The organism is Cerasicoccus maritimus, assembly GCA_031296935.1.
GTDB lineage: Bacteria > Verrucomicrobiota > Verrucomicrobiia > Opitutales > Cerasicoccaceae > Cerasicoccus > Cerasicoccus maritimus.
Window position 1 is genome coordinate 1 of sequence record JAVDPD010000013.1, and the last position, 23409, is coordinate 23409.

Annotated in this window: 25 protein-coding genes; 9 read left to right on the top strand and 16 right to left on the bottom strand. The window is 48.1% G+C overall.

Going from position 1 to position 23409, the window contains the following annotated elements; all coding sequences use genetic code 11:
• The 4 genes from RBB62_RS09630 to RBB62_RS09645 all read left to right on the top strand — a co-directional run.
• Positions 1-194, top strand: a 194-nt coding sequence (locus tag RBB62_RS09630; protein ID WP_309398558.1) for a hypothetical protein, incomplete at its 5' end; no start/stop codon positions are given.
• 96 nt (positions 195-290) lie between these two features.
• Entirely contained in the window at positions 291-542 is a 252-nt protein-coding gene (locus tag RBB62_RS09635; protein WP_309398559.1) for a hypothetical protein, read from the top strand.
• Between the two features lie 128 nt (positions 543-670).
• Entirely contained in the window at positions 671-955 is a 285-nt protein-coding gene (locus RBB62_RS09640) for a hypothetical protein (RefSeq protein ID WP_309398560.1), read from the top strand.
• Between the two features lie 42 nt (positions 956-997).
• Entirely contained in the window at positions 998-1516 is a 519-nt protein-coding gene (locus RBB62_RS09645) for a hypothetical protein (protein ID WP_309398561.1), read from the top strand.
• On the opposite strand, the gene RBB62_RS09650 is transcribed toward RBB62_RS09645, so the two are convergent.
• Entirely contained in the window at positions 1482-2195 is a 714-nt protein-coding gene (locus tag RBB62_RS09650; protein WP_309398562.1) for a tyrosine-type recombinase/integrase, read from the bottom strand. The two genes, RBB62_RS09645 and RBB62_RS09650, sit on opposite strands and share 35 nt — an antisense overlap.
• Before the next feature lie 23 nt (positions 2196-2218).
• Positions 2219-2617, bottom strand: a complete 399-nt coding sequence (locus RBB62_RS09655; protein ID WP_309398564.1) for a hypothetical protein — start codon at positions 2615-2617, stop codon at positions 2219-2221.
• Between the two features lie 301 nt (positions 2618-2918).
• On the opposite strand from RBB62_RS09655, the gene RBB62_RS09660 reads away from it, so the two are divergent.
• Positions 2919-4313 (top strand): tyrosine-type recombinase/integrase, encoded by a 1395-nt coding sequence (locus RBB62_RS09660; protein WP_309398565.1) that lies wholly within the window; start codon positions 2919-2921, stop codon positions 4311-4313.
• A 110-nt stretch (positions 4314-4423) separates the two neighbouring features.
• On the opposite strand, the gene RBB62_RS09665 is transcribed toward RBB62_RS09660, so the two are convergent.
• Entirely contained in the window at positions 4424-5053 is a 630-nt protein-coding gene (locus tag RBB62_RS09665; RefSeq protein WP_309398566.1) for a hypothetical protein, read from the bottom strand.
• Positions 5054-5495: 442 nt separating this feature from the next.
• Here RBB62_RS09665 and RBB62_RS09670 point away from each other — a divergent pair, with 442 nt between their 5' ends.
• The gene (locus RBB62_RS09670) at positions 5496-6569 is read left to right on the top strand and encodes a hypothetical protein (protein ID WP_309398567.1); all 1074 of its coding nucleotides are present in this window, start codon (positions 5496-5498) and stop codon (positions 6567-6569) included.
• A gap of 220 nt (positions 6570-6789) precedes the next feature.
• Positions 6790-7890 carry a hypothetical protein gene (locus RBB62_RS09675; RefSeq protein WP_309398568.1) on the top strand — a complete coding sequence of 367 codons (1101 nt, stop codon included), beginning with the start codon at positions 6790-6792 and terminating at the stop codon, positions 7888-7890.
• Between the two features lie 307 nt (positions 7891-8197).
• Here RBB62_RS09675 and RBB62_RS09680 read toward each other — a convergent pair whose 3' ends face one another.
• Positions 8198-9457 (bottom strand): hypothetical protein, encoded by a 1260-nt coding sequence (locus RBB62_RS09680; protein WP_309398570.1) that lies wholly within the window; start codon positions 9455-9457, stop codon positions 8198-8200.
• A gap of 68 nt (positions 9458-9525) precedes the next feature.
• On the opposite strand from RBB62_RS09680, the gene RBB62_RS09685 reads away from it, so the two are divergent.
• Together RBB62_RS09685 and RBB62_RS20270 are read left to right on the top strand one after the other, a co-directional pair.
• The gene (locus RBB62_RS09685) at positions 9526-9798 is read left to right on the top strand and encodes a helix-turn-helix domain-containing protein (protein ID WP_309398571.1); all 273 of its coding nucleotides are present in this window, start codon (positions 9526-9528) and stop codon (positions 9796-9798) included.
• A 6-nt stretch (positions 9799-9804) separates the two neighbouring features.
• Positions 9805-9936, top strand: a complete 132-nt coding sequence (locus RBB62_RS20270) for a transposase domain-containing protein (RefSeq protein WP_425499888.1) — start codon at positions 9805-9807, stop codon at positions 9934-9936.
• 471 nt (positions 9937-10407) lie between these two features.
• Here the strand turns inward: RBB62_RS20270 and RBB62_RS09690 are convergent, their stop codons facing one another.
• The 12 genes from RBB62_RS09690 to RBB62_RS09745 form a co-directional block, all read right to left on the bottom strand.
• Positions 10408-12345: a hypothetical protein gene (locus RBB62_RS09690; RefSeq protein WP_309398572.1), complete on the bottom strand. Its 1938-nt coding sequence runs from the start codon at positions 12343-12345 to the stop codon at positions 10408-10410.
• Positions 12345-12737, bottom strand: coding sequence for a hypothetical protein (locus RBB62_RS09695; protein WP_309398573.1), 393 nt, complete (start codon positions 12735-12737; stop codon positions 12345-12347). Before RBB62_RS09695 ends, RBB62_RS09690 begins: the two co-directional genes overlap by 1 nt.
• Before the next feature lies 1 nt (position 12738).
• Positions 12739-13224: a MauE/DoxX family redox-associated membrane protein gene (locus RBB62_RS09700; RefSeq protein WP_309398574.1), complete on the bottom strand. Its 486-nt coding sequence runs from the start codon at positions 13222-13224 to the stop codon at positions 12739-12741.
• A complete protein-coding gene (locus RBB62_RS09705) occupies positions 13206-13628 on the bottom strand; it encodes a rhodanese-like domain-containing protein (RefSeq protein WP_309398575.1) in 423 nt (140 codons plus the stop codon). The genes RBB62_RS09700 and RBB62_RS09705 overlap by 19 nt, the downstream gene beginning before the upstream one ends.
• Before the next feature lies 1 nt (position 13629).
• Entirely contained in the window at positions 13630-15084 is a 1455-nt protein-coding gene (locus RBB62_RS09710) for an O-antigen ligase family protein (protein ID WP_309398576.1), read from the bottom strand.
• On the bottom strand, positions 15081-15872 hold the full coding sequence (locus RBB62_RS09715) for an alpha/beta hydrolase family protein (RefSeq protein WP_309398577.1): 792 nt from the start codon (positions 15870-15872) through the stop codon (positions 15081-15083). Before RBB62_RS09715 ends, RBB62_RS09710 begins: the two co-directional genes overlap by 4 nt.
• A gap of 506 nt (positions 15873-16378) precedes the next feature.
• The gene (locus RBB62_RS09720) at positions 16379-16975 is read right to left on the bottom strand and encodes a hypothetical protein (protein WP_309398578.1); all 597 of its coding nucleotides are present in this window, start codon (positions 16973-16975) and stop codon (positions 16379-16381) included.
• A 7-nt stretch (positions 16976-16982) separates the two neighbouring features.
• Entirely contained in the window at positions 16983-18050 is a 1068-nt protein-coding gene (locus tag RBB62_RS09725; RefSeq protein WP_309398579.1) for a hypothetical protein, read from the bottom strand.
• On the bottom strand, positions 18031-19572 hold the full coding sequence (locus RBB62_RS09730; protein ID WP_309398580.1) for a hypothetical protein: 1542 nt from the start codon (positions 19570-19572) through the stop codon (positions 18031-18033). Before RBB62_RS09730 ends, RBB62_RS09725 begins: the two co-directional genes overlap by 20 nt.
• Before the next feature lie 266 nt (positions 19573-19838).
• On the bottom strand, positions 19839-20672 hold the full coding sequence (locus tag RBB62_RS09735) for a hypothetical protein (protein ID WP_309398581.1): 834 nt from the start codon (positions 20670-20672) through the stop codon (positions 19839-19841).
• 9 nt (positions 20673-20681) lie between these two features.
• Positions 20682-21386 carry a DUF1573 domain-containing protein gene (locus tag RBB62_RS09740; RefSeq protein ID WP_309398582.1) on the bottom strand — a complete coding sequence of 235 codons (705 nt, stop codon included), beginning with the start codon at positions 21384-21386 and terminating at the stop codon, positions 20682-20684.
• Between the two features lie 303 nt (positions 21387-21689).
• A complete protein-coding gene (locus RBB62_RS09745; protein ID WP_309398583.1) occupies positions 21690-23342 on the bottom strand; it encodes an ATP-binding cassette domain-containing protein in 1653 nt (550 codons plus the stop codon).
• Between the last annotated feature and the right edge of the window lie 67 nt (positions 23343-23409).

Below are 23409 nucleotides of genomic sequence, written 5' to 3' on the forward strand. Positions count from 1 at the left end.
GTGTCACGATCTACTGTCACAAAATCCATCCGAGCAACAAATCAACTTCAGTAAAGCTAGGCCATCAAATCCGACAGGCTGCTAGGCTCTCTTCAATCTTTGCTGCCGGAACAGTCGGCGTGAAGGTTTGGTTTCGTCCCATGACGCATACGAAACGCTATTTTGAACGCACATGTAAAGCGCTGTTTTACTAATTTAAATTCCATGAACACATGTACTTATCCAAGCTATTTAATAGCAATGCCTTATAGAATTTGCATTTCGCAAAGTTTTTTTCGATAAATGCAGACATGGGACGAAAACCGACAGGCAGTAAGCCAAAAGAATCTCTCAACGTAAGGATCGACCCCGAATTGAGAGCCCGCATTGACCACATTTCCGCAGAGACGCGCTTATCGATAACAGGCATGATCGAGTCAGCACTCGACTCCATTGCCGACTACTACGATGAACACGGCGAACTGCTCTTACCACTGGCCACGCTCCCGCGTCGAAGGGTCGAACACCTCTTAGGCAGTGAAGAGAAGAGCAAGGCTAGCTGACATTATACCTTTCCCCATTCCGGCTTAACCCCATAGGCCCTATTCCCTAGAAGCAATAAGACCCCTCAAATATGAGGGGCCATTTCGCCTTCCATTCAATACCGCAAGCTACTATACGACAGTCATCTATGATTCTCGCTGAATTCTCAGAAGCCGCATCGAACACCGCTATTCGCCTACTTGATTTACTCCCAGAAGGCTTTCACTTCGCAGCAGGAGCGATCTTCACCGGCTTACTACTATACTTTTTCATTAGGCTCTGGAAAAGCTCCTACGACAAGATGCTCGACATGAGCTACAAGGAAAAAGAACGCCTATTGAATGCCATAGATGAACGCGACAAGCGACTAAACGAGTTTCACAAACTACTGCCCAACCAAGCACAGCTCCCCAACATCATCAAAAAGGATTGATATTTTGTAAACTTGGACGATATTCTCTTTGTCCTAATTCAGATGGAAGCACTCATCATAGTATTTCTCATTTGCCTACTCCCTTTCATCCGCGTCATGCGCCTGAACAGGGAACTACGCAAAACAGAAGCACGCGTTAAACTCCTCGACGCCGCGCACGAGATTGACCAAATCCTTCTCAGTGGCGAGGTTCCCGGCACCGAATACCTCCATTTGGTAATGTCTGCCGCCTCCTCTATTTCCTACGGCGACAAGTTCCCCAGCGTTGACGAGATTCGCCGCATCGACTTCAACTCGCCCGAATTCGAGCAGTATAACAAGTCGATTGAGGATGATCTATCACGCAAGCGCCCAGAAGTGCGCCAAGCCCTGAACAACTTCATGGCAGCGTATTTCTCTGCGTTTTGCCGCATTCGCTATTGGCAATTCTGCCGCGTAACTGGCGAAGCACTTGCCAGCCGTCTCAGCAAGAAAAAGCAGCCTCCAGTCGATGATAAGACTGTATTTGCAGGCGGGATGAAAACGATCAAGTTCCCCGGCGCTCCATTAGCTGCGGCTTAGTAAACATTCCGAACTGCTTAACCTCTGCCGCCGTCACTAGCTGGTAATAGTGGCGGTAAATTATGTCTGGTGAGTTTCCGGCCTCGCGGGCCGTCAGGCGCTCGTCATTCGTTTCCGCCAGCCGGTAGGAAATCCACGTATGGCGCAAAATGTCTTTCTCCCACACGTCCACCAGCCCGGCCCGCCTAATCGCCTCATCTTGAATTTTGCGGAAATTCGCGGGCTGTAGCTTCGCATCAGGAAACACCGCGAACCACGCCCGCAGTACCGGCGACATGGGAACCACGCGCACGGCCCGCCGCCCTCGGATTTTGCCGACGCCAACGCGTATCCCATCGGCCAAAATATCACGCTCGCGCAATGCCTCTTGTTCACCTGGACGCAGCCCGGCGAACAACCGGAGCGCAACAGCCTTGACGATGCGGCCGTCTTTCAGCCGGGCAACCTCAGCCATAAACCGCGCCACCTCATCAGGCGTCAAGATTGCCGGGTCTTTCGCGTCCTGCGTTGGCCGGTCTATCGCTTCCAATGGATCACCGGCCATCCATCCCCGTTTGCGGCAATACCCGAAAAATCCGTTCAAGTGGATTCGGTAGCTGGCCACCGACCCAACCGCCAGCCCCGGACGCATCAAATAATCTCGGCACATTTCCGGCGTGATGCGGTTGACGGAATCCACCAGCGAGAAGCGCCAGAACTCTTTTAACCGGCGCTCGCAACCGGCAATCGTTGTCGGACGCCGGTTCCCTTTCCGCTTCGAGTCGCAATAATCGTGTATCGCTTCGAGAAAGTCTTTTTCCGCTGTATCGGGAGCCGGGCAAGCCAATCGTCAACAACGGCCATCAGGGACACGCCGCGCCCGTCTAGCTTTCGCTTACATGCCGCATACTCGGCGCGAGCTTCCGCCCCAAAGCGCACGCCCTCAAGTCCTTCATAGAGCAGGTCTTTATTCAGCGCCCCGGCCCGCGTCTCGGCGTCTGCCTCATCCTTGAAATATTCTCGGAGTCGCTTCCCGTTCGGATACCTCAGCGACACCATGAAATTCATAGTCGGATGATTGCGCACCGGATACACCACCGCGCCCGTTTTCTTTCGTCCCATGTAGCCCAGAGTAGCCCACTATTTTTTATTTTCGCAACTTTTTTCACAGTGGCATGGAACGTGAACGCTCGGAGCTCCGAGCAAAAGAAATCCCGCACAGCTACTAACTATGCGGGATTCGGGTTAAAATTGGACGATAACCCTGACTAAATTTTGGAGCCACCTGTCGGGATCGAACCGACGACCTGATGATTACAAATCAACTTTCAATAAGCCATTAATATTTAATTATCATATATTTATGAAATTCTCAATTAGAGATAAGTTGACATTTGCCCAATAATTTGTCTAATTAAATCGTATGCCCGCAAGCCCAAAAACCGAGCGTTTCAAAATTGAAAAGTTTAAGAACCCGTCTGGAAACACCTCGTATCGAGTAACCGGATACAAGCCTGACGGCGAGAGAATACGTAAGAACTTCCGCTATCGCGCAGATGCCATTGAGTATCGAGCGAACTTAGAGAAAGAGTGCCTGGAAGGTAAACACGACCGGCTGCTAGTACGCACGAAGCTGAGCGCTGAACAAATTGCGGACGCTGAAACAGCCCTTTCCCACACGGCGGAATCTACTTTAACCGAGCAGATCCTCGAACTACAGTCCCTACGTCAGCGCGTTGCAAAAGTAAGCGATGTAGGCCTAGAGAATGCCATTGCCTTCTTTGAGAGTCATTACAAGCCCGAGATCTCAAAAATCGGCGTGTACCTCGCATCCGAGAAATTCATAGCCTCTCGAACTGGACGCTCTGAAAAAACCAAAGCATATTATAGTAAGTGCTTAAAATTATTGTCTAAAGACGACCCCAACACTGCCGTGCACGAATTCACAACCCGCAGCATAGAGGAGGTTCTTTCACCTTATAAGCACATAGGCACGCAGAGAAGTTATAGGCGTGGTTTAAACGCGTTCTTCAACTGGGCAGTCCGTGCCAAATACTGCCTAGAAAACCCCTGTGATCACATGGAAGCATTACCTCAACAAAGGCGAAAGGTAGTAATCCTTCCACTTTCAGAAGTAAAACAGCTACTGAAAGCCTCATGTGACTACAAAGATGGATCCATGGCCTCAAGTATTGCGCTAATGCTCTTCGCCGGACTACGACCCAGCGAACTTGAAGCCCTTAAACCTGAAGATGTCCGCTCGGAATACTTGATAATATCAGGTGGGAAAATGGAGGGAAAAATCAAACGGCGCGTTCCAATCGCTGGCATACTTGAAACTTGGCTCAAAAAATATCCGTTCCAAGGTAGACCCATAAATTGGGTTAAAAAAATGCAAAGCCTGAAAAATGCAATCCAACCCACCAACTGGGTGAGCGATATCCTACGCCACACCAGCATCAGCTATCAAGTCGAACGCGATGAGGACATCGGCAAAGTCGCAACACGGAATGGCACTAGCAGTAATATGGTTACACTGCATTATCGTGACGTCATTGAAGACCCCCAAGACGTAATAGAGTTCTGGAGCATGTCTCCTGAGGCAGTAGAGGACGTTAAACTGAAAGGCAAGCTACCCGAGAAGCATACCGTGCTGTGGCCGGATGACGCCGCGCTTAAAAAGTTAGTTTGGGAAAAACCCCTCTCACACCTTGCAAAAGATTTAGGATCATCTGACAACGCAATCCGCAAGCGCTGCCTCAAGCGAGGTATCGAACTGCCCAAGAACGGACATTGGCAACGCGTGCGAGCCAGCTAAAAAGAACCGCGTCGCAGGCACCACCACGATCAACCTTAAAAAAGTTGGGTCTCCCCGATTAAGCTAAACAATCCGAAACTTCAGTTACTTAGTGTTGCATTTTACGGCATCTAGCCATTCATGGCGGTTCCGTAAATATAACGGTAACGCAGCTGACACGCTGATCGCTGCAATTCCCATTCTTCATCAGTCTGCTCAGGTATAAAGTCCGGCAACTTACCGACTAACAGTGCGCTTACTGACTTAGCGATATCTTGCGTTGATAACTTTTTCGGCCCCCAAAGGTTGGTGCCAGAAGGCGCAAGCAGATCCGCTTCGATGTCATAAATAAACTCATGACCTGCCCAACCACTAAAGCGAAATATTTGCTTTATGTGCTCCCTTGGGATGGCAACTGCCATGACAATTGTAACTTCTGAGTAATCATTAAATCTCCAGACTCCAACCTTAAGCCGATCTGGATCAATTTTAAGCATTTGATATTTTAGAATTAAATCTTTCGTGTATTCCTCGATGTCAGCCTTATCGGATGCATTGATTTGAAAATCTCTTTGCTCAATAAGTATAGCGATATCTTCGCCTGCACATAAAGAGCCATCGAGGTTCATCAGTTGAAAGTCAGCGTGACCTTCAAGGTCTACTGGAGCATCAAAAACTCGCTCCTTTACACATGCCAAAATGGGCATCTTATTTAATTTTGAATCATCAAGATTCACTTTTTTTATAATTTTCAACATCATTTAATATTTAATGAATGTTAATTGAGCTGGATTCTCCCTTCGTAGGCATCGCCTAATTCGCCCGACAAGCCATCTCACTCCTGCCGTATTTTAAAAGGGGGCTTAACTGTAACTGATTTATCGTTTCGAACTGTCAAAGAACTGAATCGGGAAGAACCCAAAGTTCAGGAGAAAGCAATCACCCCAAAATGAGAAGGAAAATCTGCGTCGCAGCAGATAAATTAGATAAACTAATTCAACTAAGCAAAGCGGTTACGACAAGCTGATACCCGCCAAAGGATCTACAGTGCTCGACAAGCATCGCACTCAATAGCCCATGAGCAGCCCCCACAACGTACACAACTGGCAAAGGCTAGGAAATGTGATTCGAATTCGAAAATTGAAAGCCACTGGTTCCAAAACTCACGCTTGCTAGATCAAAACGCCGATTCAGAATGCCTCCATGAGCAAGGAGCTTGAGCCACATAGACCTGAGCCCGAAGATTTAGGGCCACGAGAACTTGATGCCCTCGAATTTCCCACGCCTGGCAATCCCAGTTACCACCTGGACGGAGTTCCTCACTACAACACATTTCCCGCATTCAATGTGGATGAGCCCAAGTTAACACTGCATCCAGATATTGAAGCTTATAGCGACAGTTGCGAAATCCCAGATCAGTTTTTTCATGACAAGCGCTTCGACCCACTAGGCAAAAGCATCGCTCCCCTCACTGACCAAGAAGCCAAGTTACGGAAAAGAATGTTCTGTGAGACGGCCCCCGAGTTGATTCGAATCGTCATTCATACCCTAGCCGACCTGAGCCTCGACAATTCTCCCGATATCCGTGCACGAGCGCTGGACCAAATGCAGGTTGCCGCTGAATCCATAGGGAGCGACCTAGCTAGCTCGAAGGAATACGTAAGCGTTTTGCACGGCCTAGCAGCCACACTGACTCGCCACTTGGAAAACTCCGCCGACAAACACGAGGAGGAGACAAAGGGCATTGCGCGAAGGCAATTGCTTTGGCCTGTATTAATGGGCCCACGCGGCAATCAAAAAGAGAAGGCTAGCGAGTGGGTTCGTTCGCTTGAACTAGCGAAAGATTACATCGAGAACCCAACCAAGCAAGGCGTCGATCGGAGTCTGGAGGCAAACGCGTATGCCCACCATCTGATTGAGTATCTTGATCGTCTCAGGAGAATTAAATTAACGGCAAGCCCCGGATCGTTCATGCCACCCGCCAGAGTGATCCCAATCCCCCTAGAACTCTACGCTGAAATACATGCCCTTGCACCTCTCTCTTCAGCTAATGCCGATGATTGGTTCAATTCAGCATGGAACATCTTAATGTTCTTCACCGAACAGCACCCCGAACGCTATGCCGCCTTGGAGCACCTCGGTGAATATCAAGTCAAAGAAGACCGCTCCACGACCCTCAATAAACGCTCGATAGACGCTGAAGACCGCAGTCGAATGATGGGAATTCGTAAGGTCCTAAAACAGAGCTTTCGGCGCATAGCAAAAGAGCGGGAATAAATCGCACCCAATCCATTCATGGATCGAACAAGCAGTTCGTGCTAAATCTGTGTCTATGCACAGGAGTATTTTTCAGTTCCCAACAACAGGGGGAATGGATTCCGACCGATCCATTACTGGAAAAATCGACTACTGCGCATTATAAACGAGACAGACGCAACTGGTTGGGCAACCAACCAGTCAAATAGACTCCTCCCGCAGGACATTAAATTAAATTACAATGAACACATTTCTATCATCCACATTCGTAGACCTAATCAACAAAAAAAACGATTACAACACGGCAGTTCGACAGCTCTGCAACGAACTACCCAGACAAAACAAGGAAATTTATAGGCTGATCCTGACGGACCTGATCTACCATTTCGCCCCGACCAAAAGCTCACCATCTCGCGCTAGAGTTAAGCGAAACGGAACGCTTTGGACCGTGGACAGCTACAAAACCATCGCAGAAAGAATCAGCAAACCATTAAGCAAGATCATTAGCGCAAAAACCATACAGCGATATTATACTGATCTGGTCGACAAAGGGTGGTGTCGCAATGAACGGCATATGTTTGCAGGGAAAAACACACTACACCGCACCATCAACGCTAAGAAACTGGAATTCGATCTGCTCGGATCTCTCTTCACTCACTTGTATAAAAAAGTAGGCGAACTAGATGAGGTTCAAATCGACCCGAACATCGAAAAGAAAATACAAGCAGCCAAAGAATCTACGTCGAACATCACCACCGATTCCCCACGCACAAAAGATCAATTGGACAGTGAAGTTAATCGCATCATCCTAGCTGGAGACTTGCTCTTCAGACTCGGCAACTTAAATAATAGTCGAAGAAAACGAACAAGAGAGACGCGAGACCGGCTCGTACAACTAGTTGATGCCAATCTGCTAAGCATAGATGCAATCTATACTCTTCATGATGCGTGGGTAAACGGAGCCTTCGCTGGCATGCCTGAGAGTAAGGAAAGAAATTACGGTTATTGGCCTAATTGGTTAAACGACTTTTACCCCAATGGCAGAGCATTATGCCAAGGATTGGCTGGCTACTGGTTTCTAGAGGCAGAGCCAACTGCCCACAAATGGCTTAATGGAGAGAAATTAGGATATTATTTGGCCTGCATGGGTAAAGTAATACCAGCCTTTGAACGCTTTAAGTCGAATTGCGGTAAGAATCCAGATCCAGAAGATTACCAAGCTTTCGTTGAGGACGGTAGGTATGATGTGCAACGAAGCGAAATATACTTTCAGCGACTCTACCCTAGACGGGACCTTCAGGAAATGGTTTTGCCCTTTAGCAAAGCCAATTCTGACCACTAACCTGAGAATAATGTCCACAAGCTAGGAGATTTTGTCCACTAGCTTGTCCACAACAATACTGATACAAAGACTGATAGTCTTACTGATCCTCTCCCTAATACGATACTATTAAGAATTTAGAAATAAAACTCCGCCCGTTCCGGGCGCAGTTTTTCTTCCTTAATTTTCTCGTGGGAGAGGAACTGTAAGAACTTACGCATTCATCCTTCAGACAGTTAGTCCTGCCAACCAAAGCGTAAGTCTGCATTCGACGTGCCAACCATGGTTGTCACAGCAACTTCCAGTGAAAGAGACAGCCCCAACCACATCACTCAGCCTCCTCTGTCACCGCAACACCAGCCACACCCTCCACCACCGGCAGCTCAATTCCATCCAGACTCTCAAAAAACTTTATCAAGTCACAGCGACGTCGATTCATCTCAGCCCTCTGCTTACTGGTCTCCAAAAGACCCAGTGTCTTTGTATGCCACTTCAGCGTCTTGGAACTGACCTCCCCGTATATCGGAAAGCGGGGTGAACTACCATCAGGCAAGTTAATTGGTTTGCTCTTGCCCTCACTGATCAGGTTCATTTCAGCCCATCCCGGTGAGAGGAACTCACGCTCATACAGCTTGATAAACACAGCACGGCCATCCATCTCTACCAAATAGCCTCGGTAGCCATCTCCCTTAATCTCATAATCCAGGGCGTCTTGATCCAAGTAAAAGCGCTTGGATTCACCAATGCTGTTCGAGGGATTACTCAGCAGAACTTCAAAAATAAACTGCCGCCTTTCGTAGGTCATCACATTCTCAGCAAACGGCAAACGAACCAACGAATCGCCTCGTTTCTGGTAGAGGTAGCTATCGTCATAGGCAATCACGTCATCAAGATTGCCCATGGGTTCATTTTCCTGCCAACCCGGTATTTCATGCCAAGACGCAACGAGGCACTCAAATATCTTCATCTGGGTCTCGGGAGATAGTCCTGCGAGCACAACCCGAAAGTAACCAGCGCCCTCCTTGTGGATGATCGCATCCCCCGCGTCCATCAGAACCACACTCCCCACGAATCCCTTGCCCTCGACATTCTTGATCTCGACCTCACCCGTAAGGGAGTCACGACGCCGAACACGCTCCATTTCATCTTGCAGCCCCAACACGAATTGCTCAACCAGCTGCACCTCGGCCATCTCCTCAGAATACTTCGCATAACGCTCCTGCCCATCCTGACGCACATCAGCCTTGCTTAAACGTCTGCCATCGATACTACTGCGCATGTCAGATGTGTTACGCATCGAGCTAGCCTCCTCAAGGCGTTCCTTCAGGAGTTCCTGACGCAGACGCAGCTTGTTAAGCAAACCGGGCCATGATGATGGCCTATCAAGGCCATACTCCTTACAGATTGCGGCAAAGCTTGGGTCACGTTTAAGGATCACGAAAATGTCATCACGCTCATAGCCTTTATCCTTGAGCAGCTTGGGAATCGAGTATGGCTCTGCCCGAAGGCAAGGCGCGTGAACTGATGCGAACATCAACAGCATCAGAAGGTTAACGTAGCGGTTAAAAAATAGGGATATCGTATTCATTATCGGACCAACAAATACCTTACGCTCATAGGGTGTCCCGTCAAACCATAAGAGCGTATGGTGTTCGCGTGAATAACACGATCTCCGAACTTGGCGACAAACTCAGGCAGTTAAGGGCACGACACGGCCTGACACAGGAGGAATTTGCCCAGGTCGCTGGTATCGGCTACAAGTTCTACCAAGATATCGAGGGCGGGCGTAAAAAGGAGATCTGGGTGTCCACCGTAGAACGCCTCGCCGCAGCCTATGGGCTACGGGCATGGCAATTACTGGGGCCAGATATGCCTGAGGGTTCTGAGGTGGCGAGGAAGGTAGCGAGTAGTCGGGTGCATCGGAGATAAGAGCAAATACAGCGTAAGCGTCACGGCGTCAATCCCTTCGATTACCTCCGGGATGTCCTGACTCGCCTACCCAAGATGACCAACCAGGACGACATCAGCGCACTGGCTCCATCCCAATGGTCGTTACCAACCACGTGACCTCACGGCATCAATCTTTGGTAAATGACGTCACGTCATTGGTCCATGTGAAGTCACGTCATTGCCAAATCGGGTCATACCTGCCCAACAGCACTCCGCGTCAATAGGGCCGAGCGCCGGACGTTTACACTTAAGCTTGCACGGGAGTCTTATCTGACGGTGCTTGGGGTGACGCTTACCAACGAAGCGCTAACTACAAACCCTTACCAATGAGAAACGACAATGCTTACCATTGGTAGTCAAGTGGGATGGAGCTCGGACGCTTACAATAGGGTCATATCTGCCAGACTACACTCCGCGCCAATAGGGCCAAGCGCCGGACGTTTACTGTATAGGTAGGCCAATCCAAAAGCTCCAACGGAGCAAAATTTGGCTTGCGTAAATAATTTAGGCAATAGTCCCATTACACTAAAAGCCAGACGCCAAACGGTAATTTTTTCCCAGGCTGTGAAGCTCTCAGGCTAAAAAAATTTAGGGAACATTGGATGCAAGCTCATCGCCCGATGCAACCGGCTCGCTATCAATCAAAATGATTGATGTGCACTGAACAATGCCCTCTTCGGCGAAATAGCTGGCAGGATAGAGTCTCTTCGCCTCAAGAAATGCAAACAAAGCCTTGCTAACATCCTCATTCTCCAGCGCTTCTTCTGCATCGGCCAAGGCGGCCGCAAACCGAGAAGCTTTTACTGCAAAATCACCACGCATACGATTCAGCTCCTGGTCATCGGGGTACTGCTGATAAACGCGTTCCAGCACCTCCCAAGCGCCAAATTTATTATTAATACGAGCCAGTTCCTTGGCCTGAGCCATGGATGTTTCAATTTTCTCCATGCGCTTCATAATGTCCAGAAATTGCTTATTACGGCCTACATCCATTGCCAGCGCGGCGGCAAATCGAAAGCGGTCGTTAAAGATCGCTCGGAAATCCTTTTGCCCGATGAGGCGGTCAAAGTCCCCGGACGCCAGATCTTGGATGTCCGTTTTCTCAAGCAGCTTCTCAGAAAACTTCTGGATTTCTGGATTGGTTGGCCAAAACTCAACGGCTTCACGCATTGCCATTTCAATACCAGCACGATCTTGCTCGTAGGCGGCACTTAGCGCACGCTGCATAGCCAAATTACTCATCTGCTTTGACGTTGCGATAAAGGCATCCGGTTTACCAGTATCAAAGTCTTCAGCATATTTCGTAATCTTCTCCAATGTTTCAGTCGCTCGATCAAAATTCTTCACTTCCAAAGCATTCGCCAAGGTATTGAGATCACGAATGTAGTTTAAAATTTTGCGTTTTTTCTCCAAGGGGAATGTTTTAACTGAAGGTAGATATTCCCCGAGATAGAACGCTTCCATGAGGCGCTGCGCTGCCATATGAACTTCTCCCTGCTCTAACAGAAAATTGACCGTCTCAATTGATTGACCGACATCGGCCATCGCTTCTTTGGATAGTGCGTCAACGGTCGATGTCGTGATCTTAACGTCTAAATCGCCAAAGACTTGGCCCTTCAAAGAATCAGCGCCCTCTAACGTATTATCCTCCGCGCTGAACATATATCGGTAAAAATCATTGGCGATCAGGGTGTGCTGGAACCGGCGCTGGATAAAGAACTGCATAATCATACTTTGAAATTCCAGTTTCTGATTCACTCGTGACGTGGCTTCATAAGCCTTGTTCTCCTCCAACTTCTGTTCAGCTTCATCCAAACGCTTTTGTTCGGGCTCTAAGAGGTAGTCCAATGCCGGGGGAGGGGGATTATCTTTACCGGCCACCCCACGCGTCATGTCAATGAATTCCCTGCGATCACGATTATTGATAATTCGCATATTGGCTTCGATGCGGCTCCGGCTATCTTCCAAGCGTTCATTTTCCATCAGCAGCATCTGAATCTTTCGATTTGTCTGCCAAAAGCTGACGACTCTGTCCGCCAATGTTTCGCTTAATCCACTGTCCATAGGAAACTCAGACGCTTGATAAAGCATGCGCCAGGCTTCAGCGACTCGCTTGGAGTCAGTTCCTCCTTGATATCCCACTAGCCGCCGATTGATGTCCTCAAGGATTTGATTGTATTCCACATCCTCCTTACCAGTTGCCGGTGGAGCGTTAAGATACTTCTCAAAACGCGCTCGGGCCATCTCGGAATCACCAAGGGCGAAGCTTTTTCCGCGCCAGTTAAAAGAGCTGCTACGCAAATCGAAACCCTCCAAGAGACTGCGAATACCCGCAGATGAATCATTCGGCCCACCAGTTGAGGGCCTAGTAGTCTGACTCGGTCCCGGCAAGTTGCTCGCTGATCGAGGTTGTCTGCCCGGTTCTGTGGGCACCGCTGCACCTTCATTCGATGAAGGCATTTCCTCGGTTTGGGCGCATAATCCACTAACACACAGAAATAAGAAAAGAGTAAAAGCTTTCATCATTATAGCTTAGTATAAGATTCCACTGTCAGGACACCGCGTCCATCAACGCGTAGAGCAAACCGGTAGATTTGGCCGGGATTGGGGCTGAAATCTTCAATGGTTGAGGGCACAAATAAAGGCACCGCCTCATTCGTGGCGACATCTTGGGTAAGCAGCAATCGCCCGACACCGGCTTCGTAGCCAAGCTGGGTATCGATACGTCCTTCCAACTCATATTGATTGCCAGAAAATGCCTTTGGATTATCCGCAAACTGAGCCACTGGCAAGGGCTGGGAAACACCCCCTGCAAAATTTCGATAGGCCATCAGTCCGACCAAAACAAGAATAGCCAGACCTGCTACTACGAGAACTGGAAAGAGTACGGATTTGCCAGAATGATAGTAAGTTTTCATACTAATTCGTTTCAAGAGTTGGCTTGGCTGAGGCACCTGCCACAAACTTTTTGGTGAACAGTCGAGATGCCTTAGTATCAGCATAGATTGCGACCGTGATCGCTAAAAACAATAAAATTAAATCCCGACCGAGTACGATCCAATAATTGCTAGCCTCAGAGCTAGCCCCAAAGCATCCGCAATTAATATCCAATCCTCGGGCCCAAGCAAGAATCAGTGCAGTCGTGAATATGAGCATCATGACTGCAATCAAAGAAGCGCAAGCGCGTCGCCATTGACGGATAAAGACTCCAAGGCCAACCAATATTTCCAGAGGTGGCAAATAATAAGCGGTCAGCCAGGCAACCTCATACAGGACGAGACGATAAGCCTCAATGGACTGAAGGAACTCCTTGGGTTCCAACATCTTTACGATCCCCGAATAAAGAAACAAGGCCCCCAAAATCATCTGGGCCAGAAGGAACAGAATTACTTGTGTTCGAGCCATGCGTCCCACCCTCCTTTCAGCACATAAATTTCATCCATCGCGAAATCGTTGCGGAGGCGATTGGCCAATTCCTTACTCATTCCACAATGACGACTGCCACAATATACCACCACGGGCACTCCGGGCACCCATTGCTCAAGGAAGAGCCCAATTTGCTCATCAAAGTGAGACAGCGATAAATTTAGAGCTTGGGGAATGTGATCTTGCTCGAACTGATCAGGCTCACGCGCATCAACCCACAATACGGATCGTTCCCACGAATTCAAAACCGCAAAATTCACTTCACCCTCGGCCAAAGCTTCAACACTCCAAGGCGGCCCATCCGGATTTAGCCAAGCATTCAGTCCGCCAAATAAAATAGGGGCCACTAAGAGCACACTCAACCGAAGAAAAATTCGCTTCATACTACATTGCAAAAGGATCGAACCCCGAAGCTAGTGTTGAATTTGAATCACTCTCGATGTTTTGATCTGAAACATCGTCAGATTGATCGAGCAAATAGCGCGGCCAATCAGGAATGTAATCCACGACGCCAGGTAAAGTCGTGACTCGCCATAGGTCGTAATCTTCCGCAGCATTACGCCACGCCCGAGCGCGGCGCCAATCCCCCATCCCACCAAGATAAATTTTTAAAGGGCGATCTCCCGCCACACGTTGCCATTGCTCAATCGAATCAGAGCTGGGGTTCATCAAAATGATTAACTCTGCCGATTCTGGCAATTCGTCGACCAACGGCGCATCTCCCGCAAACAGCATTCGCTTTGGATTGGAGTGCTGCCAAGTTTCCCCAAAATCAATCCTCACCTGCTCAAGCTCATTCAGGTATTCCCGTATGGAATGCCCATACTTATCTCCAAGGACCCGCTGATGCGGCGCAATGATCCAAAAGGGATCCTCGGTTGGTCTCCCAACGATTGCTAGCTCTTCCGTCGCCTGCACGCTTATAGACCTAGGAACCAAGTAGGTTCCCAAGAGCAAGATAATGATCGTGCCCAAGGCGCTGGACACACCCAGCAGCAATTCGTGCTTCCGCAAAGCTTGGCGCTTTACTATTCGCTCAATCAGGACGCCGGTCAACAATAGCCCGGGCACTATCCAAGCCGCAGGCAAATTCAATGTTCGGCTAAAGAGACCTGTCGCAAATATTGTGGCCCAGGCAGCGAAAGTCACAATGCGTAAATTACCACAGCCCTTCGATGGCCAGAGCAAGGCAAGCACCGATGCCCACGCCAATAGATAACCCACCTTGAAAAGCAGATCGTATTCGACCAACCAGGTCAGGTGTGAATTGACCAAAGACAGGTAGCTACGCGTATCGCCGACCGGCTGATACCATTGCGCATAGAAATCGCCTGCCTGATCCGCGCCCACCCCGTGCGACGCGTCACGCAACATCGCCAAGCCCGCAGTGTAGAGCTGCACGCGCACGCTGGTGGATTCATCCCGCCCACTCGCCATCGATACCAGTCGATCGCGCATCCCCAGCTCACCGGCGTACCAGACTCCAGCAATGGTGACGGCTAGCAATGCCGACGAACGCAGCCAAGTCGATCTTGCCAAAGCGAATTCACGCCAGCTCTGCGCGCTACTCACACGCACAGCAATGAAGGTGATCACCAGCCCTAACAGCACTGCAATGAATCCGCCCCGGGACTCCGTTTGCAAGAGAAACAACAAGCAAACACTGAACAGGGCCAAGCTGAACCAGAAACCCCAGCACTTGAATTTCAGCGCAAACCACCAGACCACCACTGCGTATACCGCGATGAAGGCTGCCGTGCGATTCGGCGAGCCAGGCCCATAGTCAAACCAATCCAACCGGTACTCGGGAATAAAAAAACTGGAAAGACCTTCGATCACTCAATGATAGTCCCCCAAGCTTCGGCAATATCCTTGGTCGGTAGCGCCACCATGCATTGCGGTTCCACATACTTCTCGGCCTCATCGACTGGAAAAGCTTCTTGGTTGATATAATCACCAACGTAGGTCGGGTGTTTCATAAAGTAAAACTGATCCACCGGCGCCGCTTGCCAATTCTCATCCGTCGGATCAGGTAGGAACTTGAGGCAGTACTCAAAAAACTTAATCGTCAATCGATTCGTCTCCTCACTGCTGGAATGACCCAGATTTTCCTCGGCCCGGAAGATCATGTGGTAGCCCTTCTCCAAGCCATCGCGATAAAAGCGTTGCCCTGCGGGGTAGCCGTACTCCCGAGTCCCAGTCGTCACGAGCCAGAGCACTTCATTGGCGTCATCGGACAGCACATCATAACTACTATTCACATGCATGTGCACGCCAAAGAAATATTCGGGTTTGCGCAACGCGAGCCGATGCGACATCTGCCCACCCCCACTAATGCCATAAACCAGCGTGTCATACATCGGCAGGGAGTATTTCTTACAGAGCCGCTTGTAACCCATCTCCCATTCCCGCGCCCGGCGGTCGTAATTGCGCTCATAGTCCTTGAGCATTTCCTCTTCATACTCATCTCCGCTGGTGTCGGTCTTGTAGCCTTTAAAGTTGGTCCAGCACACCACCGCCAGATTGTTCTCCTCCGCAAACTTGATGATGTGGCCAAACTTCCCTTTGAGCTCCAGATTGTCCCTAATGTTCTTGGCCGTGGTTTCCCAGGTGCATATTGCAATCAACCCTCGCACTAAATGAACCGGCTTGTTAAACATGTCCTTCCTATCCGCATCTGGGTCCCAGCTATTCGGCATCCGAAGGCAGAAATGGATGTCCTCAAAGTTCGGAATTTTGGTGGGTTCGCTAATTTCCAATATGGTCGGATTCGCGCATATTGTCCCCATAGCGATGCTTAAAAGCCCCACAACACTGATAAATAATTTTTCTTTCAATAGTTGAAACTGCCTTAAAAAATCAGCTCAGCATTCTCTGATTTGCGATCTTTCCCTGATTATCTACAAAAACCGAGATAGGGTAGCGATATTTCTCTCATCGGATTTCAATCCCTTGAAAGGCACACACTCCCCTAACTATTGATCGGGAAAGGATTCATAATGTATTCAGCATTCACTACCTGCCAAGGAAATATACTTTAGAATATATCTTTTCTCTAATTTAGCAAAATATCGAAAAAAGAAGGCACTACATACTTTAGATGTATTACTACCGTTCTGCGCTTTTCAATTTCCTATTTTTTCATGCCCTGTTTGTTAAAATGATAAATTGCTGCAAATATATTTCCATCGCCATCCTTGAGCATACTGCCTCCGAAACTGCCAGGCGTAAGGAATACTTGTCCTGGCATTCCGTATTTGCGAATCAATGTTTCTTTTCTCCCAGTAAATTCACTAAGATCAATGTTTCGTTTGCTCAAATCATTAAGCTTATTCCACATGACATAATAATCAAACGAGATAGTCTCATCATCGATAATCTTAAAGTTTGAAATTGTTATTTCTAGTGTAAGTATAGCCTCCAACCAATCTGGCAGCTCTAGATCGTGATCGCCAAAGTCATTCAGAGGGAAACTCATAGCATAGGGCTTTGACAAGTCATTGATTTTCTCAATTCCAAAACTCGTTTTCTGAATTACTTGGGCATCGCATAGGGTTATCATTCGCTCGATCACTAATTCAGGATCTAGAGAAAATGCATCTACGCTGACTGCAGATTGTTTTGCTTGATCTGCTGGAATAAAGTATATTTTTGTACCGATCTGCCCCAAGCATGTGTGGCTAGGAAAAAGCCCTAACAATAGAAGGCTTATTGTTATAAGTGATTTCATGAGGGTTTTAATTATTGTTATATGTATATGTTGCTAATGCAATATCAGACGTGCCCGAATCAGATGCTTGCGGCGATATTAACCACCATTCTGCTGTTGACGATCCATGCACTTGAGTGCCATTAGCCGGTGGGCTAGCATACCCAGGAAAGAAAGCATAGCTCACATTATCATTGTAGTTGATGCTCGCGTTAGTCGTCAAGCTGGCCAAGGGGATGTTGACGACATTTGTCGTAGTGGTCGCATTTGCAGCAGCCTGCCCTCCCACTTCGACTTGCCCTGTATAACTACTACAAACGCTAAGGTTCCGATTTACGAGAATGTCGATCTTGAATGCATTGTTCTGTGTTGGGCCGAACCATGTTATTGTGTTGGTTATAGTTCCTGAGATAATATTGTTAGCTGAAACAGCTTCCTCATAGGTAACTGATGACAGATTGCTATCCGTAGCTTTTACATTTACAGTATATGAGAAAGGTCCGGTTGGCATGGTTAGCAGATTTCCGCTAATACTCGCACCATTAGAATTTCCAACAATCTGGTAATTAGCACTTCTATTTGCTGGTGTCGATTCAATACTTAGAGTCACAACTTCTCCTGGGCATGGGGTATCATTGCTCATAGTTATACCCGTGATCTCAACAACCTTGAATGTTTTGCTAGTGGTTTTAGTTGTAGTCTCTGTCGAATCATCTACGGAGCAATCCCAAGTGATCGTTCTGATACATGTCGCTGTAACATTACCGGCAGTTGATGTGTCAAGAGTAGCGGATTTATTAGTGCCGCTAGCGCCTCCTGACCAACTATATGAATAATTGCTCCGAGCGGTCCAAGATCCCGCATTGCCTTGCGAATCACAACACTCAGTCGTAGGTGCTGGATTATCATTGCCGGGAAAAAGCTCTATAGTTACATTACTACTGCCACCGAAAGGATCATCCTTTGCGAACTCCGAAGCGGCCTGTGGTGATGTTGATAAAATGGCATCAGCACCACCAGCTCCATGCAGGCAGAAAGGAGTAAGCGCACTTATTGCAAGAATTGCAGCATTTCTGTTATAATTTACCATAATCATTAATAATTTTCTCCATTTTATTTTTAAACTCTCCGGGTGGCATGTCATCGATTCCTTTCTGAAAATAATCAGAAACGACGACCCCATCTACTACGACTTTCATAACAACTCCATTAATGATAATCATTTCCTTGATTGAACCCCCGGAATAGTGTTTTACGCTTTGCCACTCCTCACCTTTATAGGCGTGACTCGATAATAAATTTCCATTCAAATAAACGTTCTTGATCATCCCCTCTGGGTAATATTCAAAGTTGTACATTCCAACTCCATTTATATTCTTCCTTAGAAGATCTCCATTCGGCGCATAAGAGTAATTCTCTGTTCGCTCCCATATCCCATCATTGTTCTTCTGCTCAACTTTGCGCAACTTTTTATACGCTGATCCAGGTGCCATAATGAAGGTTTTTCTCATCAAATCACCTGACTCATTTGTGTAAATGCGCACTCCCGTTTTCCAGTTGTAGGACCATTGCTCGGGTTTCTTCGCTCCATCAGTGATACGCTTCACTGACACCTGGACAGGCGCCAACTGTATCTTCTCCTCAGGGGCAATTGTATCATCGCTACGATAGGGGTCGTAGGCATCATTGCGGACCTGGTAGACTGCACCATTATCTGCTGTCACGAAGCCGCTCCTTGCTTCCCATTCGGCCCAGCTGTCAGCCCCCGAAGAACTTGTGATCGTAATGCGATTCACTGGCACCAAAACAAACTTGCCTTTTTTGCCACCCTTGGGCTGCTGGAGCGCCCGTCGATGATCCTCGCTCTGTGTGTAGGTAAACTGCTCATCGCCGAGCCGCCTTAAAAATTTAAATCGAAAATTTTTGTAGGGTGTCTTGCCATCGGGCGACACCATGTCTCCATTGCCCATTTCAACTTGAATCTCCTGATCTCCGACCCAAATTTGATCGGGAGTGGTCAGACCCAAGTAATCGATTTCGAAGATCACCTTGTTTCCGTTCTCAAGCACCAGCTGCTGCGGATGGCCCCGCCCATTGTAGTGTACCCGGCAAACCTCCGCCGCCTCACCCAGGCGAAAGCGAATCAATCGTCCATCTCGGTATTCAAACGCCCAGTGGGGATCGTTCTCCGCCGTCACCAGGCACTCATGATGCCGGGCATTGTAATAGGCCTCTAAGTTCCCTCCTTGGTGGACCAACACCTTGCGCCCTCGACTATCTTGACGCTCGCTGTCGTAAGTGAAAAAACGGCGATTTCCGTCTGGGGCGTCCCAGATGAATTGCCCCTGATCATACTCGTAGAAAGTTGAATCGAGTAGAGGTAGAGACCAGCCTGGCCCGAATGCTCCCGGTTTCGTGGCTGGATTACTCGAAAAAAACAGATTCAGATCGTAGCTCACGCGTTCACCCAACTGAAGAGTCCCCAGTTTTCGCTTGATCCTCAGATAGCCAAACGTATCCGCATTCGCCAAGACGTTGCCCCTTTCATTGAGCTTCGGAGCAGCGAAAGTGGAACTGGCGGCAATAAGCGCCACCAGACCCACCAGCATCTTTTGCATCCATGTTGAACGAGATCGAAACATAGATTTATTCACTGTAGACTCTCATATTGGAAATAGCTAAGCGGCAAACTCACTTGGCATGGAATCCCCATTCTCTGGCGGCTGATCCTCTGGCGGGTTTTCAGGCGGATCGCACTCAGCTACAGCGAGCGACTGATTCTGGTTACATAACGTTACGCAGCCAGCTATGAAAATGGCGGAAAGCGCAATAGTCCGTATGATTGATTTTGTATTCATGGATTTCTCTGGTTAAGAATGCATATTTATTGAGCGTGCACCGCCTTCCACTTCTCAGCAAGGCGACCATCGGGAAGAACTGCCAACATGGCGGGTTGAATTGTATCTTGTTCATTGACAAATAATTCCTCAGTATCGACATCGATGAATATGATGGTCTGCTTACCCGAATCGTTCAGATTGGAGGAGTCTAGCGCCGCAGCAAAGTAGTCGCGAATGAATTGCTCAAAGGCGCGGTGACGGGCATGGCCAGTGCCTGCGAGGCTAATCCATGTCCAAGGCCTCTTCAGTTGGCGGCCTTCGTAAAAGTAAGCAAAAGTTGGCTGCCAGCGGATGCTATCGTGCTCTCCGCATGCAACAATGCCGGGGGGCGTGACGGATGCCTCCTGAGGAGAATCCCAAAACTGTGCAGAGTACGCCGTCCATGCAACAACTTGCTCCGGCTTCCACTCCACGAAACGACTGGCAAAGTGCGCGCCGCCTGAAAATCCGTAAATCAAAATTGGTAGTTCTTTCCCGTAAGACTTCTTGATTGCAGACAGCAATGCTGCACCTGACCCTTGCTCAGGCCAATAATATCCCTTCCTCTCAGAATTGTAGAGCTTATCCACATCCGACTGAAAAGACAGAGCTATTAAACCAAGTTCATGCTCGTGTGCGAAATCCACCCAAGGTTTTTCCTTTAGGAAAAAATCGCCATTTTGATTCAATCCCGGGCAAAGAACCAAGACCGCCTGCTCATTGCCTGTGATCTCCATGGTCTTATATTTAAAGACATCTCCCGCTCGCAGGGCAAGTGTGCCAATGAGGAAGGAGGTGATTGTAAGTAGCTGATTCACGTGAGATGTGATTGGTTTCATAAGGGGCTTTTACTTTACCATCGCATGGGCAAAGAAAGTCTTTGAGGTGCCCTCCCCGTATTTTGCATGGATGCGAATGACTGCTCGTTTCGCCTCATTCAGCACCAGCGGCGTGATGATCAGCTTATAGATACCAATTTCGTTTGGCCCTGATAGTTTTGCGGAAAAAAAATCAGAGTTGCATTCGACGTTTTGAATAGTCACAGATTCGTCATACGCTTGCAGGTAAATCGCCTTAGGTTCAGGGGTACTACTTTGGTGCCAGTATACCAAGCCCGGCTTGATGCTCAGGAATTTCGGGATTTCGACCTCAATGCTTAACTTGATCTCTGGCTGTCCGAGGTTGTCGGTGAACAAAGTGACGGTCTTCTTCTGCTTGCCTAGGCGATTGCCAATGCTAAAGGTGCCCGTGATCTCCCCTGAATCACCAGGTTGGTATACTTTTTGATTAAGCTCAGCTGTAGTGCAGCCACAGCTTGTTTTCACCTGCTGAATCTCAACAGTTTGATCTCCTTTATTCTCAAATTCAAATGAGAAAGGAAACTTTTCGGCACCCAATTCAGCCTTGTCGGAGATGGATGTATTCGCGAATACGAGCTTGGCTGATAAATCAGGCGCAACATGCAATGTAATCAGTAGGAAAAACATTGCACGCCAAAATGCAACAGGAACGCTTGGCGGCTCTAGAAGATTTTTCGTAATTTGGAATGACATGTAGGCTTGAGGGGAGAGAGCCTACGAAAGATAGAGAATAACACGAGATACTTGTTTAAGCATTCCCATTGTTTTTACTCACAATCACCTTAGTCAATAACTAAATGCTATTTTTATTAAAAATTCATGTTACATAGCTTTTCAGATTGATACATCTAGTGTAGACCATTCAGAAACAGGCTATGAACCCATAAGCCACTGTTGATCAACATCATTAAGGCATATTTCTAGCATTACTATTCTTCGATCAAAGGATGTTGCTGGCATGAGATGAGCGATTACCCCCAGGAAATAGAGCGCCTTTTAGTGACGCTTTTTTACTCCCCAAAAAACAGCGACACCCCCACAGATAGCTTGGACAATGAGCACCAAACCAGCCAAATTCTCGCTTGGTAGCCAACTGGTGTCCCTAATTCGATAAGCATCGTAAACCTGATAGTCCTTCATGGTTACCAAATATCCAGACCAGCTCCAAAATGCGTTAATAAACGGTCGAAGCACCCAGACGACCATATCCGGTAAGGCAAGAACCACGCCTGACAGGGGAAGCTGAAAGCCGACGAGGTAGATAGATAATAGTGACGCCTTTTCCGTTGATGCGAATACTGCCGACATACCCAAGCAAACCCATGTCATAGAGAGACAACACAGCGAAAGAATCGTCGCTTGCATGATAAATGAACCTGGAAACTGGCAGATAATCTTCACAAAGAGCGTCATCCAAACCCCTTGAAAAATCGCTATTCCACCTACAAAAATTAGCTTGGACAAAGAATAGCACCATGGACGTAGTCCACTGATCTTTTCTTTTTCTAAGATATGCCGTTCTGATGCGATTTCCCGTGCGCCGTTATTCGCACCCATCAGGGTGAGTAGAACCACCTGGAACATAATCAAGCCTGTCACCAGCGACGCCGTTTCGGCGGAGTCCATCTGAAACCGCAAATTTTGTTGTATTTGCTGGATAAAACTTCCGGTTCTTTCCAACGCAAGACCTTCGATCTGCGGCAACCCTTTCAGAGCAAAGATAACGACGATGCACGGAAAGCCGAAGGTCAGCGCCAAAAGCAGCCAAACATAACCCGTGTCGCGAGCTAACAGGCGAATACGCCGCTGGATCAAGGTGAGGAGTTGCCGGAACGCTGATGGCTTTGGCAGAGGTTGATGCGCCGTTTGAGTGGTTGTTTTTTCAACAACCCTATCCTGAGCATGGGGCTCCCATCGTTCGGCCCACGCTTCTGGTGAATCTTGCGAAAGGACGAAATACAGCTTTAACGGATCACTGAGATTGAACCACTCTCGTAAGGCCGAGTAGTTGCCTTGAAATACCAAATACCCCTCGTAGAGCACCGTAATCGAATCAAATTCGGGCAGCTTAGAAAGGTTATGGATGATGCAAAGGAAGGTTTTATTTCTTTGATCAGCCAATAGACGCAGAAGCGATAAAATCTGATCCTCAGATAGGGGATCGAGTCCTGAGGTTACTTCATCGCAAATAAGGCATTCAGGATCGGAAACTAATTCCAAGGCAAGTCCTAGACGTCGCATTTGCCCACCCGAAAGGCTTTTTACCAATTTGTCCGCATGCTCGCTCAAACCCACTAATTCGAGGACGTCACCAACACGCTCATCACGCTTCACCGAACCTGACACAGTCAAGTCGAAGGCGAAGCACAGCACCTCTCTTACTGTTAAATCTTCATGAGCAACACTGAACTGCGGAACCATGCCTACCCGTCCAGCCAAGGTGGTTGATTGAAGATCAACCGGTGCGCCATTATAGCGAACCTCACCTTCACAATCAGTCAATCCAAGCAACGAGTTAACCAATGTAGTCTTGCCGCATCCTGAAGGTCCGACAACAGCATTTAGTTGTCCCGACATAAACTGCCCAGACATGGGTTGCAGGATATTTGTCTCGCCTGCGGCGACACGAAACTCGGAGAAGGCGAACATATCGCCACATACGGAATAAGTGCCTTGGTTAAGACAAGTCTATTTATTGCAATTTCAAAATTTGAGA